Raw genomic sequence first — 13,474 nt, forward strand, 5'->3', positions numbered from 1 at the left:
TGCCGGTTCCGGTGGCGGGAATCAAGACCCTCATGGCCCGAATACCGACCAGCCCGTGCGGGTTGCCAGCATTTCGAGCGCTTCGGCGCCCAGCAGCGAATTGCCGATCTCGTTGAGCCCCGGCGACCAGACCGCGATCGAAGCCTTGCCCGGCGCGATCGCCAGAATGCCGCCGCCGACGCCGGACTTGCCCGGCAGGCCGACATGAAAGGCAAAATCGCCGGAGCCGTCATAATGTCCGCAGGTCAGCATCAGCGCATTGATGCGGCGGGAGCGGCGCGGCGAGACCACGGAGAAGCCGGTCAGCGGATTGGTGCCGCGATTGGCGAGGTAGATCCCGGCTCTGGAAAGCTGCGCGCAGCTCATCGACAGCGAGCACTGGTGGAAATAGACGCCCAGCACATGGTCGACGGGGTGCTTGATGTTGCGGAAGCCGCGCATGAAGTTGCCGAGCGCGTAGTTGCGGAAACCCGTCTCCTGCTCCGAACGGGCGACCTTCTCATCGATGTGGATCGAATTGTCGTCGGCGAGAAAGCGCATGAAGTGCACGAATTCACCGATTGCTTCCCGCGGCTTGTGGCCGGCAAGCACGATGTCGGTGACCACGATGGCGCCGGCATTGATGAAGGGGTTGCGCGGGATGCCGTGTTCGTGTTCGAGCTGGACGATCGAGTTGAAGGCCGAACCCGACGGTTCGCGCCCGACCCGGCGCCAGATGCCTTCGCCGATCTTGCCGAGCGCCAGCGTCAGCATGAAGACCTTGGAGATGCTCTGGATCGAAAAGCCGGTCTCCGCATCGCCGCTCGTGTAGGTCTTGCCGTTGACCGTCGTGATCGCGATGCCGAGCTGGTTCGGATCGACCTTGGCAAGTTCCGGAATATAGTCCGCGACCTTGCCCTCGCCACGCCGCGGCTCAAGCTCGCTGACGATACCATCGATGATTGCCTGCAGGTCCATGTGTCATCCTCGGTTGGCGGCATCATTGCAGCAAGTGCTTTGCGGTTCAAAGGTCGAATGTCGGAGCCCTCGGAAATACAAAAAGCCGCCCCAAGAGGCGGCTTTTCGCAAAGTCGATGGTCCGAACGATTAGCGCGAATAGAATTCGACGACCAGGTTCGGTTCCATGATGACCGGGTAGGGGATGTCGGCGAGAGCCGGGACCCGAACGTAGGTGGCGGTCATCTTGTTGTGGTCGGCTTCGATGTATTCTGGAACGTCGCGCTCGGCGAGCTGGGTCGCTTCGAGGACGCTGGCGAGCTGCTTGGAGCGCTCGCGGACTTCGATCACATCGCCTGCCTTGCAGAGGTAGGAGCCAATGTTGACCTTCACACCGTTGACCGTGACGTGGCCGTGGTTGACGAACTGACGCGCAGCGAAGACGGTCGGAACGAACTTGGCGCGGTAGACGATCGCGTCGAGGCGGCTTTCCAGCAGGCCGACCAGGTTTTCACCGGTGTCGCCCTTGCGGCGGTTGGCTTCCTCGAAGATCGCCAGGAACTGCTTTTCGCGCAGCTCGCCGTAATAGCCCTTCAGCTTCTGCTTGGCGCGCAGCTGCACACCGAAGTCGGAAAGCTTGCCCTTGCGGCGCTGACCGTGCTGGCCGGGGCCGTATTCGCGGCGGTTGACCGGGGACTTCGGACGGCCCCAGATGTTTTCGCCCATACGGCGGTCAATTTTATGCTTGGACGATTCGCGCTTGCTCATCGTATTTCCTTATAACAAACAAACATGAACCGGCTTGCGCCGGCCCGAAGGAAACACGCCCTCCTCTGGCTCCCTCCGAAGAGAGGCCTGACAGGTTTTCGCGGAAAAAAGCGCCCGGAAAACCACGGGACATGTCGGTGAAACACCAATCACTGTCAGTGTTGGCGCGGGGAATAGTCGGCTTTTTCCGAAAAGTCAACGGCTGTCGTGCTTTTGGCGACCCAGCCATGGACCTCGGCGGGGCCGCGTGGTTAAACCGTCCACGACGCTATTTCTCATGGGAGCCCCGCCAATGTCCATCACCCCCGAAACCATCGACGCCATTGCCGACATGATGCGGGAGGCTGCCCGCGTCGAGATCCTGCCGCGCTTCCGCCGGCTCGATGATGCTGATGTCGCGGAAAAGACCGAAGCGAGCGATCTGGTGACGGTGGCCGATACCGGGGCGGAGCGGATGCTCAAGGCGGGTATCGAGAAACTGCTGCCCGATGCGCTGTTCGTCGGCGAGGAGGGCGTGGCCGCCGACCCGTCGCTGCTGTCGAAGCTCAAGGACGCCGACCTCGCCGTCATCGTCGATCCGATCGACGGCACCTTCAATTTCGCCCACGGCATCTCCGCCTATGGCGTGATGGCCGCCGTGGTGAAGGGCGGGGAGACCGTCGCCGGGCTGATCTACGATCCGATGGGGGATGATTTCATGATCGCGGAGAAGGGGGCCGGTGCCTTTCTGAAGCGTGCCGATGGCTCATCGAGCCGGATGACCGTTGCCGCGCCCGTTCCGCTTGCCGAAATGCTCGGAACGGCATCGGTCGCCTTCATGCCGCAGCAGCACCGCGCCGAGCTTCTCGCCAACACTGCAAAGGTCCGCTACGCCGCGAGCTATCGTTGCGCCGCCGTCGAATACCGCGCCTTCGCCGCCGGCGGCCTGCATTTCTTCACCTATTTCAAGCTGATGCCCTGGGACCATCTGGCGGGCGTGCTGATCGGTCAGGAAGCGGGCGGCCACATCGCCCGCTACGACGGCTCGCCCTACCGGCCGCAGCACCTCGACGGCGGCATCCTCGGTGCGCCGGACAAGGAAAGCTGGGAGGAACTGAGGGCGAAGGTCTTCACGATCTGACCGTCCCAGGCGCGCTGACCGCTTCAAGATAGGATCGGCACATCAGCACCAGTTGCCCGCGCAATGCCATGGTCGCGTCGTCGTCGAGATTGCGCTCGAAAGCGTTGCGAACCGCACCGAAAACCATGGTGACGAGGGTGAGGTTGACGCTGGCGATATCTTCGAAGTCTGCGTCGCAGGCGCTGGCCAGCATCGCCGTGGTGGCTGCGTCCGCCCTTGCGGCAAAATCGGCAAGCAGCCCTTCATTGTCGAGTTCGACGACCGACCGGTAGAGGGCGCGGGTGACGTCCGCACGTTCGGTCTTGGCCCGCCAGTAGGTGTCGATCAGCGCTTCGGCCATGTCGCCGATGGTAGCGCCGTGCCGTGACCGGCAGCTTGCCTCGATCTTTTCCGCGAGCGTTTCCAGATAGCGAGCGTTGAGGGCATAGATCAGCGCCTGCTTGTGCGGAAAATACTGGTACATGGTCCCGACCGATACGCCGGCGCGCTCTGCCACGCGCGTGGTCGTCAGCCGGTGTGGACCGTCGCGCAGCAAAAGCTGAATGGTGGCCTCGAAAATCGCATCCACCGTCGCTTCGGCGCGTGCCTGACGTGGTGTTTTTCGGGGTGCGAGAGCGGATGGCGTGGGCGTGGGCAAATGCGAATCCTAAAACTGAATGATCCTTCATATATTTGCTGAAAGCCGAACAGCAAAGAAAGGATTTTCAGTCATGGACAAGAATCGCATCGCACTGGTGACGGGTGCCAACAAGGGTATAGGTCTGGAGATCGCCCGCCAGCTCGGAGCGGCCGGCATCGTCGTCATCCTCGGCGCCAGGGATGCAAGGCGGGGGCAGACGGCCGTTGATGAACTCATTGCGCAAGGTCTGTCGGTCAGCTTCGTGCAGCTCGACCTGAATGATCTGGCCAGTGTGGAGCGGGCAGCGCAGGCGATCGCGGACAGGCACGGCCGGCTCGATATTCTGGTGAACAATGCCGGTATTTTCGATCCCATCGACGGCCCGCCCGGCAGCGCTTCGCTTGAGGCCGTGCGCCGGGTGATGGAGACGAATTTCATCGGAACGCTTGCCGTAACCCAGGCGATGCTGCCGCTGTTGCGGGCTGCCCCGTCTGCCAGGATCATCAACCTTTCGAGTTCGCTGGGCTCGCTTGCGCTCAATGGCGATCCTTCCTCGCCGTATTACTCGGCTCGGTATATCGGCTACAATGCCTCCAAGGCCGCGCTCAACATGCTGACGGTTCAGCTGAATGAGGAACTGCGCGGAACGGGGATCGCGGTGAACTCGGTCAGCCCCGGCTTCGTCAAGACCGACCTCACCGGCTATGGAACGATGACGCCGGAGGAGGGGGCGCGGCTGCCGGTTCACTATGCGCTCGATGGAACTGGCTCGGGACGCTTTGTCGAGCCGGATGGCGTCACGCCCTGGTAGCCGGCGGGCTTGCTCCGAGGTCGCCAGCAATCCTCCGGTCGGGGGCTTGTCATTTACGTTGATATCAACTTAAATGGTCAGCGAAACCTGGAGGAGCAGACCATGACCGAAGAACTTGTCCCCGCCGCAGATCTTGTCGCCCGCAACAAGGCACAGTTTCCGAATGAGAGCGATGCCTATCGCGCTGCTCGCAACGCGCTTCTTCAAAAGGAGATCGAGTTGCGACGGCAGATCGAGGCGGTGGCCGGGATGCGCCGCAGCCTGCCCCCAGGAGGGGCGGTGGAGCGTGCGTACCGGTTCGTCGGACCTGAGGGACCGGTGACGCTTGCAGACCTCTTCGGCGACAAGGATACGCTTGTCATCTACTCCTTCATGTACGGTCCGCAGCGCAAGGCGCCGTTCCCTATGTGCACGTCGATGATCGGCACATGGGAGGGCAAGATCGAGGATATGCGGCAGCGTGTTGCCGTGGCGGTGACGGCCCGTTCGCCCATCGAGCGGCTTCTGCAGTGGAAGATCGATCGCGGCTGGAAGCAGATTCCTTTCTACTCCGATAGCGATGGCAATTTCACCCGCGATTATGTCAGCGCCGAAGACGCCGACATGCCGGGCTATACCGTCTTCACCCGAAAGGACGGCGTCATCCGCCATTTCTGGAGCGAGGAGATCGGCTTCGACATGGCAGATCCGGGGCAGGATCCGCGTGGCGCCGTCGAGCAGGATGCGCTGTGGCTGCTGCTCGATACCACCCCGGACGGCCGCGGCACGGACTGGTATCCGAGCCTGCACTACGACAAGTGAGCGCCGCTTTAAACGGTTGAAGCGAAGCTGGCCTTGCAAATATCGGATTTCATTCATCTTCAGGCTTTACAGCGCCGGTGTTCCTGTCGCATCTCTGTCGCAGAGTTCATGCACAGTTTCGCTCTGTCGATGAAAGGGATCCGATGTCGCATCAAAAGGTCGCAATGCTCACCGCAGGGGGCCTCGCGCCCTGCCTGTCCTCCGCTGTCGGCGGGCTCATCGAGCGCTATTCGGATATCGCCCCCTATACCGAAATCATCGCCTACCGCTCCGGCTATGCCGGTCTCCTGACCGGCGACAGCATCGCCATCACGCCGGCCATCCGTGAAAAGGCCTCGCTGCTGCACAAGTTCGGCGGCTCGCCGATCGGCAACAGCCGGGTGAAACTCACCAACCGGGCTGACGCCGAAAAGCGTGGGCTGGTGAAGCCCGGCGAGGACCCGCTGAAGGTCGCTGCCGAGCAGCTGACGAAGGACGGCATCACCATCCTGCACACGATTGGCGGCGACGATACCAACACCACCGCGGCCGATCTCGCGGCCTATCTGAAGAACAATGGCTATGACCTCACCGTCGTCGGCCTGCCGAAGACTGTCGACAACGACGTGAAGCCGATCCGCCAGACGCTCGGCGCCTGGACAGCCGCCGAATATGGCGCCGCCTTCTTCGACAATATCTCAAACGAGCAGTCGGCGGCGCCGCGCACGCTGATCATCCATGAGGTGATGGGGCGCAATTGCGGCTGGCTGACGGCCGCCACCGCGCGCGCCTATCTCGCCCGTATCAAGCCGATCGAATATGTCGAAGGCATGCTGATGAATCCGGAGTTGAAGACGATCGACGGCGTCTACCTGCCGGAAATGGCCTTCGACCTCGAAGCCGAATCGGCGCGGCTGAAAGAGGTGATGGACACGAATGGCTCCGTGTCGCTGTTCGTCTCCGAGGGGGCCTGCCTGAACGCGATCGTCGCCGAACGCGAGGCCGCCGGTGCCGAGATCGCTCGCGATGCTTTCGGCCACGTCAAGCTTGACACGATCAATGTGGGCAACTGGTTTGCCAAGCAGTTTGCCGACCTGCTCGGTGCCGAGCGCGCCATGGTGCAGAAGTCGGGCTATTATGCCCGCTCGGCGCCGGCGAATGGCGATGACCTGCGCCTCATCCACTCGATGGTCGACCTTGCCGTCGAAAGCGCGCTTGACGGCGTCTCCGGTGTGACCGGCCACGATGTCGAGCGCAACGGCCAGCTTCGCACGATCGAGTTCGATCGCATCAAGGGCGGCGGTCATTTCGACCTTTCCACGCCGTGGTTTGCGACGGTGATGGAGGAAATCGGCCAGCAATTCTCCGCCGCCGATTGACCTTTGCCGCCGCTAGCGCTTTTAATAGCGGATGCGGATGGAGGAAAAAGCGTGACAATCGAAACAGCAGCGGCTTATGCCGCGCTGGTTTTTTTCGTGTTTTCAATGCCTTCGGAGCGAATGCTGGAGTTTTCCGCGTGGCGGTTCCAGAAGGGCTTCGGGGCGAGCCTTGCTCTGGGCCTGTCGATTTTCGTGGTCCGGGCGGCGTTTTTCGGGCTCGCGCTCGCCGCAGCGATGTTCTTCGTCCGCGCCATGCCTGACGGGCTGGCCCTGGCGCGGGGCGCTGCGATGGTGTTCCTGGCTCTGACCTTGCTGCGGCAGGCCCTGCGCCTGCGCCAGCCGTTTCGGCTTGCCGACAACGACAACCTGCCCGGCAACACTTTCGCAACCCGTTTCTGGCACGGCCTGCGGTCGCATTTCCGCCCGTCCTTCGAGCTTGCGCTCGCCGCGGCGATGGTGATCTTCTTTGTCTCGCCTTCGGCGGTGACGGTATTTGCCGCCGAGCAACTGGCGATCGCACATGGTGCGGCGAGCCTGCTTTCGCTTCTCGTCTATGCCGTCTTCTCGCGCCCGGTGCTCGCAAGGCTAGACCGGCGGCTCGGGACGGCACGGCGGGCCCGTGTGGCGCGGCTTCTCTCTTCGGGCCTGCCGCGGGTTTCAGCGCGTTTTCGCCAGGATGCTGCCTGAAACTGCCTGTGAATTGCCACGCTCCCGTCATCAAAATTTAGCAGAATGCCTTTAACGCAGGGGTTCAACAGACGCGGCAATGCGCCGCAGAAGGGGCCCCGGATGAGCGCGATCGCAGAGCAGAATGGCGGAAACCGGCTGAAGACAGCCTTGCTGCAGCACCGGGCGCTGACGAAGGAGGGATTGTCCGAACGGCTGTTCGGCCTGATGTTCTCCGGCCTCGTCTATCCGCAGATCTGGGAGGACCCGGATGTCGATATGGCCGCGATGGAGCTTGGTCCCGGCCACAGCGTGGTCACCATCGGTTCCGGCGGCTGCAACGTTCTCGCCTATCTGACGCGGGCACCCGAACATATCGATGTCGTCGACCTCAATACCCATCACATTGCGCTCAACAGGCTCAAGCTTGCCGCCTTCCGTCATCTGCCCGATCACGCAGCCGTCCTGCGATTGTTTGGCAATGGCGAGAAGGGCGCGACGAGCGATTACGACCGGCTGATCGCGCCTCACCTAGACACGGAAACCCGCCGCTACTGGGAGGGGCGCGACAGCCTCGGCCGCCGGCGCATCACCGTGTTCGAGCGCAATATCTACCGCACCGGCCTTCTCGGCCATTTCATCGGCGCCGGTCACATGGTGGCGCGCCTGCATGGGGTCAATATCTCCGAGCTCACCGAAGCGAAGTCGCTGCGCGAGCAGCGCCACTTCTTCGAGGAGAAGATCGCGCCGCTGTTCGACAAGCCGCTGATCCGCTGGACGACATCCCGCAAGTCCTCGCTCTTCGGACTCGGCATTCCGCCACGCCAATATGACGAACTGGCGAGCGCCAGCGAGGATGGCACTCTGGCATCGGTGCTGCGCCAGCGGCTTGAAAAGCTTGCCTGTCACTTTCCGCTGAAGGACAATTACTTTGCCTGGCAGGCCTTTGCCCGCGCCTATCCGGACGATGGACCGGTGCCGACCTATCTGCAGGCCGAAGCTTTCCCGCTGATCCGCGACAATGCCAAGCGGGCGACGGTGCATCACGCGAGCTTCACCGAGCTGCTCTCAGGCAAGGATGACGAGAGCGTCGATCGCTACGTGTTGCTCGATGCCCAGGACTGGATGAATGATGACCAGCTCAACGCGCTGTGGAGCGAAATGACCCGCACGGCCCGTGAGGGCGCCCGCGTCATCTTCCGAACGGCGGCGGAGGGGAGCGTCGTCGAGGGGCGCCTGCAGGCCGAAACGGCCGGGGGCTGGCGCTATCTCGCCGACACCTCACGCGAGCTCGGCCTGCTCGATCGCTCGGCCATCTATGGCGGCTTCCACATCTATGAACGGCTCTGACATGACGGATGCCCATGCTGACGCCATGGACGCGATGTACCGCTACCAACGGCATATCTATGACCTGACCCGCAAATACTATCTGTTCGGCCGCGACGGACTGATTGCGGGGCTCGACGTTCCACCCGGTGGCTCGCTGCTCGAGGTCGCCTGCGGTACCGGGCGGAACCTGAAGAAGGCGGAAGCGCTCTATCCGGAAGCGCGGCTCTACGGCTTTGACATTTCCGAAGAAATGCTGGCGTCGGCGCGCGGCAATTTTCGCAATGACGCTGCCAGTTTCATCGCCGCCGATGCCTGCCGCTTCAAGGCCTCCGATTTCGGCGCCGAAGGCTTCGACCGCATCATGATTTCCTATGCGCTCTCGATGATCCCCGATTGGCGTCGGGCCGTTGTCGCCGCGCTCGATGCGCTCCTGCCGGAGGGGCAGTTGCATGTCGTGGACTTCGGACAGCAGGAAAAGCTGCCACGCGCCTTCCGCGTCGTCCTGCGCGCCTGGCTCGCGCGGTTCCACGTTCATCCCCGGGCGGAGATGATGGCGGTTCTGGCGGAAGAGGCCGGCGCCCGCGGCATGACGCTGGCCTTCCACTCCGTCGGCGGCGGCTATGCCTGGTACGCGGTTCTGCGGCGGCAATAGTTCGGGCCGGCACATGCAGAAATGAAAAAGGCGCCCCGCGAGGCGCCTTTCGTGTTTCAGACCTCGGGATTGTGAGGCTGGAACAGCTTTCCCTTCTCCGCGATCAATGTGAGGCCGAGGGCGACCACGGCGAAGATGAAGAAGCCGGTGATCATCGGCGTTGTCGTGCCGTTGAAGGAGAGGCCGATCGTGGCGCCGAGAAGGGCGGAGCCGGCGGTGCTGGCAAAGCCGAGGATCGAGGATGCTGCGCCTGCGACATGGCCGAGCGGCTCCATCGCCAGCGCGTTGAAGTTCGGGCCGATCCAGCCGAACTGGAACCAGGCGATCAGAAACAGGCCATAGAACACCCAGAACGGCATGATGCCGTTGGTGGCAAGGTCGATGACCAGCCAGATACCGTTGGTCACGGTGAAGCCGATCAGTGCGCCGTGCGACAGTCGTCGCATGCCGATCCTTCCGACGATCCGCGAATTGATCAGCGAGGAGCAGGCCATGATGATGCCGACGCCGGCGAAGGCGACCGGAAACAGCGTTCCGAGATTGAAAACCTCGACGTACACCTGCTGGGCAGAGGTCACGAAGCCGAAGATGCAGGCCATGATGAAAGTGGTGCCGAGCGTGTAGAACAGCGCCAGGCGGTTGCTCAGGACAACATGGAACGAGTGAACGATCGCCTTCGGCGTCAGCTCGACACGGTCTTCGGAATGCTGGGTTTCCGGCAGACGGAAGATGACCCAGAAGAAATTGCAGAATGCTGCAAGCCCGAGGAAGGCGAAGACGAGATGCCATTCGCCGGCCAGCATGATGGTCTGGCCGATGGAGGGTGCGATCACCGGAATGATCATGAACACCATCATGATCAGCGACATGATCTCGGCCATCTTGCGGCCACCGTAAAGGTCGCGCACGATCGCGACAGAGATGACCCGGGTCGCAGCAGCGCCGAGGCCCTGGAAGAACCGCACCGCCAGCATCAGCGTGAAGCTGGGCACGAAGACGCAACAGACGGCGCCGATGAAATAGATGACGAGACCCACCAACAGCGGCTTCTTGCGGCCGTAGCGGTCCGCAATCGGGCCATAGGCGAGCTGCGCGATGCCGAAGCCCAGCACGTAGGACGTGATGATGAACTGGTGTTCGTTATCCGACTGGACACCAAGGCTTGCCCCGATCTCCTTGAGCCCCGGCAGCATGATGTCGATGGCGAGAGCATTCAGCGCCATCAGCGCCGCCATCATCGCCACCAGCTCCCACTTTCCGGGAGCGCGGCGGACGAGCGGCGCCGTCGTGTGTAATGTATCTGTCACAATTTAAATCCTGAAAGCAAAAGAAGGCGCTGCAATGCAGCGCCTGTGTCCCACCTTAACGGTATCGTCATCTGGCGGGCGCATATGGCGCGCCCGACCCCAAAACTGCTGTCGGTTTCCGGAAGGGCCTTAAGCCGCGCCGCGCACCGTCACGCCTTTTGCGGTGAGATGATCCTGCAGTTCGCCCGCCTGGAACATCTCGCGCACGATGTCGCAACCGCCCACGAATTCGCCCTTCACATAAAGCTGCGGGATCGTCGGCCAGTTGGAAAAGTCCTTGATGCCCTGGCGCAGGTCCGCGTCGGCAAGCACGTTGACGCCTTTGTATTCGACGCCGAGATAATCGAGAATCTGAACCACCTGGCCGGAGAAACCGCACTGCGGAAACTGCGGGGTGCCCTTCATGAAGAGAACGACATCGTTGTTGTCGACTTCGTTCTGGATCGAGGTATGAGCATCAGTCATGTGCAATCCTTTCACATACGGGTCAAGGCCGTAGCGTTATTTGCATTCAGCATATAATTGATCGTTTGACATACGCCAAGCCCTCTTGGCGCATGAATTGCCTTTCGGCCTATTGCGGAACCGAGGTCTGCAGGGCGAGCGCGTGGAGCACACCGCCCATATTGCCCTTCAGCGCATCATAGACCATCTGGTGCTGCTGCACCCGGGTTTTTCCGCGAAAGCTTTCCGAGACGACTTCGGCGGCAAAGTGATCGCCGTCGCCGGCCAGATCCCTGATCTTGACCGTGGCATCCGGGATGGCGGCCTTGATCATGTCTTCGATTTCGCCAGCATTCATCGCCATGTTCAGTGCTCCTCGCTTGCTGCCGGTTCTTTTGCCGGTTGGCCGGATGCGGCCATGTATTCAGGGAACCACATTTCGTGGGCGGTACGCAACTCCTCAACGGAAACGCTGACGAGCGCGTCGATCACAAGCGTGTCACCCGCAACCTTGCCGAGCCGGCGGAACGGGATGCCGAAGCCCTCGGCCGAGGCGCACACGAAGTTGCCGTACTCGGCCGGCACGGTGATGACATAGCGCGCCTGATCCTCGCCGAAGAGAAGTGCGTGCGGCAGGCCGCGGGCGGGCTCGAGGCTGAGGTTCATGCCCGCGCCGGCAGACATGCACATTTCCGCGAGCGCGACGATGAGACCGCCACCGGAAATGTCGTGGCAGGCGGTCACCTGGCCATTGGTGATTGCCGAGCGGATGAAATTGCCGTTGCGGCGCTCGACATAGAGGTCCACCGCCGGGGCGGGGCCATCGAGGCTGCCGAGCACTTCGCGCATATAAACCGAGGCGCCGAGATGGTCGCCGTCATTGCCGATCAGAATCACGTGGTCGCCTTTGGAGAAGGAGCCGATGCGGGCCATCTTCCGCCAGTCGGAAATCAGGCCGACACCGCCGATCGTGGGCGTCGGCAGGATCGCCTCGCCATTGGTCTCGTTATAGAGCGAGACATTGCCCGAGACGATCGGGAAATCGAGCGCGCGGCAGGCTTCGCCAATACCCTCGATCGCCTTGACGAACTGGCCCATGATGTCCGGCTTTTCCGGATTGCCGAAATTGAGGTTGTCGGTCGCTGCCAGCGGCTCGGCGCCGGTCGCGATGATATTGCGCCAGCACTCGGCCACCGCCTGCTTGCCACCCTCGAACGGGTCGGCCTCGACATAATGCGGGGTAACATCGCAGGAGAAGGCCAGCGCCTTGGTCGGATGCCCCTCGACCCGGATGACGCCGGCATCGCCGCCTGGCCGCTGCAGCGAATTGCCCTGGATGATCGTGTCGTACTGCTCGTAGACCCAGCGGCGGCTCGAATGATTCGGCCCGCCAAGTATGGCAAGCAGCGCCGCCTTGTAGTCCTCGGGCGCCGCGATCAGGTGCGAGGGGAGCTCGCCGCGCGTGTCCGGCTCGCGCCAGGGGCGGTCATATTCCGGCGCCTGGTCGCCGAGGTCCTTGATCGGCAGGTCTGCGACTTCCTCGTTGTTGTGGAAGACGCGGAAGCGCAGGTCGTCGGTGGTCTTGCCGACGATCGCGAAATCGAGGCCCCATTTGCGGAAGATCGCCTCGGCGACCTCTTCCTTCTCGGGGTCGAGCACCATCAGCATGCGTTCCTGGCTTTCCGAGAGCATCATCTCGTAGGCCGTCATGTTTTCTTCGCGCACCGGTACCTTGTTGAGGTCGAGTTCGATGCCGAGGTCACCCTTGGCGCCCATTTCGACGGCCGAGCAGGTGAGGCCGGCAGCACCCATGTCCTGGATCGCGATCACAGCGCCGGTTTTCATCAACTCCATGCAGGCTTCGAGCAGGCATTTCTCGGTGAAGGGGTCGCCGACCTGCACGGTCGGGCGCTTCTCCTCGATGTCCTCGTCGAATTCGGCGGATGCCATGGTGGCGCCGCCGACGCCATCGCGGCCGGTCTTGGCGCCAAGATAGACGACCGGCAGGCCAACGCCCTGGGCCTCGGAATAGAAGATCGCATCACTGCGGGCGATGCCCGCGGCAAAGGCGTTGACCAGATTGTTGCCGTTGTAGCGGGCGTCGAATTCGACCTCGCCGCCGACGGTCGGGACGCCGAAGGAGTTGCCGTAGCCGCCGACGCCGGCAACGACGCCGGAGACGAGGTGGCGGGTCTTCGGATGATCCGGGGCGCCGAAACGCAGCGCATTCATCGCGGCGACGGGCCGTGCGCCCATGGTGAAGATATCGCGCAAAATGCCGCCGACACCGGTCGCGGCGCCCTGATAGGGCTCGATGTAGGACGGATGGTTGTGGCTTTCCATCTTGAAGACGACGCAGTCGCCATCGTCGATATCAACGACACCGGCGTTTTCGCCAGGACCCTGGATAACCCGGCGCCCCGTGGTCGGCAGCGTTCTCAGCCAGCGCTTGGAGGATTTGTAGGAGCAGTGTTCGTTCCACATCGCCGAGAAGATGCCGAGCTCGGTGAAGCTCGGCTCGCGGCCGATGAGCGACAGAATCCGCTCGTATTCATCCGGCTTCAGCCCGTGGGCCGCGACGAGTTCGGGGGTTATGGCCTGGCTGTTGGAAAGGGTCATGAGACGTGAGCATCCCGCTTTGGTTTCAGACGATCTTCGCG

Annotated in this window: 14 protein-coding genes; 7 read left to right on the forward strand and 7 right to left on the reverse strand. The window is 62.5% G+C overall.

Annotated elements, in window-relative coordinates:
- Positions 1-30 precede the first annotated feature (30 nt).
- Together TM49_RS13320 and rpsD are read right to left on the reverse strand one after the other, a co-directional pair.
- A complete protein-coding gene (locus TM49_RS13320) occupies positions 31-957 on the reverse strand; it encodes a glutaminase (RefSeq protein ID WP_045681919.1) in 927 nt (308 codons plus the stop codon).
- A gap of 129 nt (positions 958-1,086) precedes the next feature.
- Positions 1,087-1,704 (reverse strand): 30S ribosomal protein S4, encoded by a 618-nt coding sequence (gene rpsD, locus TM49_RS13325; RefSeq protein WP_045681921.1) that lies wholly within the window; start codon positions 1,702-1,704, stop codon positions 1,087-1,089.
- 292 nt (positions 1,705-1,996) lie between these two features.
- On the opposite strand from rpsD, the gene TM49_RS13330 reads away from it, so the two are divergent.
- Positions 1,997-2,824, forward strand: a complete 828-nt coding sequence (locus TM49_RS13330) for an inositol monophosphatase family protein (protein ID WP_045681923.1) — start codon at positions 1,997-1,999, stop codon at positions 2,822-2,824.
- On the opposite strand, the gene TM49_RS13335 is transcribed toward TM49_RS13330, so the two are convergent.
- A complete protein-coding gene (locus TM49_RS13335) occupies positions 2,814-3,392 on the reverse strand; it encodes a TetR/AcrR family transcriptional regulator (protein WP_244464725.1) in 579 nt (192 codons plus the stop codon). The two genes, TM49_RS13330 and TM49_RS13335, sit on opposite strands and share 11 nt — an antisense overlap.
- Positions 3,393-3,534: 142 nt before the next feature.
- Here TM49_RS13335 and TM49_RS13340 point away from each other — a divergent pair, with 142 nt between their 5' ends.
- The 6 genes from TM49_RS13340 to TM49_RS13365 all read left to right on the forward strand — a co-directional run bounded on the left by TM49_RS13340 (position 3,535) and on the right by TM49_RS13365 (position 9,063).
- The gene (locus TM49_RS13340) at positions 3,535-4,254 is read left to right on the forward strand and encodes an SDR family oxidoreductase (protein ID WP_045681927.1); all 720 of its coding nucleotides are present in this window, start codon (positions 3,535-3,537) and stop codon (positions 4,252-4,254) included.
- A gap of 102 nt (positions 4,255-4,356) precedes the next feature.
- Entirely contained in the window at positions 4,357-5,055 is a 699-nt protein-coding gene (locus tag TM49_RS13345) for a DUF899 family protein (protein ID WP_045681929.1), read from the forward strand.
- A 143-nt stretch (positions 5,056-5,198) separates the two neighbouring features.
- Entirely contained in the window at positions 5,199-6,413 is a 1,215-nt protein-coding gene (locus TM49_RS13350) for a pyrophosphate--fructose-6-phosphate 1-phosphotransferase (RefSeq protein WP_045681931.1), read from the forward strand.
- Between the two features lie 51 nt (positions 6,414-6,464).
- Positions 6,465-7,100: a hypothetical protein gene (locus tag TM49_RS13355; RefSeq protein ID WP_045681933.1), complete on the forward strand. Its 636-nt coding sequence runs from the start codon at positions 6,465-6,467 to the stop codon at positions 7,098-7,100.
- Between the two features lie 102 nt (positions 7,101-7,202).
- Complete coding sequence (locus tag TM49_RS13360; RefSeq protein WP_045681935.1) at positions 7,203-8,429, forward strand: BtaA family protein; 1,227 nt, start codon at positions 7,203-7,205, stop codon at positions 8,427-8,429.
- A gap of 1 nt (position 8,430) precedes the next feature.
- A complete protein-coding gene (locus TM49_RS13365; protein WP_244464726.1) occupies positions 8,431-9,063 on the forward strand; it encodes a class I SAM-dependent methyltransferase in 633 nt (210 codons plus the stop codon).
- A gap of 56 nt (positions 9,064-9,119) precedes the next feature.
- Here TM49_RS13365 and TM49_RS13370 read toward each other — a convergent pair whose 3' ends face one another.
- The 4 genes from TM49_RS13370 to purL all read right to left on the reverse strand — a co-directional run bounded on the left by TM49_RS13370 (position 9,120) and on the right by purL (position 13,433).
- Positions 9,120-10,301 carry a multidrug effflux MFS transporter gene (locus TM49_RS13370; RefSeq protein WP_144409690.1) on the reverse strand — a complete coding sequence of 394 codons (1,182 nt, stop codon included), beginning with the start codon at positions 10,299-10,301 and terminating at the stop codon, positions 9,120-9,122.
- A gap of 198 nt (positions 10,302-10,499) precedes the next feature.
- A complete protein-coding gene (gene grxD, locus TM49_RS13375) occupies positions 10,500-10,835 on the reverse strand; it encodes a Grx4 family monothiol glutaredoxin (protein ID WP_045681941.1) in 336 nt (111 codons plus the stop codon).
- A gap of 109 nt (positions 10,836-10,944) precedes the next feature.
- Positions 10,945-11,178, reverse strand: a complete 234-nt coding sequence (locus TM49_RS13380; protein WP_045681944.1) for a BolA/IbaG family iron-sulfur metabolism protein — start codon at positions 11,176-11,178, stop codon at positions 10,945-10,947.
- A gap of 2 nt (positions 11,179-11,180) precedes the next feature.
- Positions 11,181-13,433 (reverse strand): phosphoribosylformylglycinamidine synthase subunit PurL, encoded by a 2,253-nt coding sequence (gene purL, locus TM49_RS13385; protein WP_045681945.1) that lies wholly within the window; start codon positions 13,431-13,433, stop codon positions 11,181-11,183.
- Positions 13,434-13,474 lie beyond the last annotated feature (41 nt).

The sequence above is a fragment of the Martelella endophytica genome (assembly GCF_000960975.1).
GTDB classification, from domain to species: domain Bacteria; phylum Pseudomonadota; class Alphaproteobacteria; order Rhizobiales; family Rhizobiaceae; genus Martelella; species Martelella endophytica.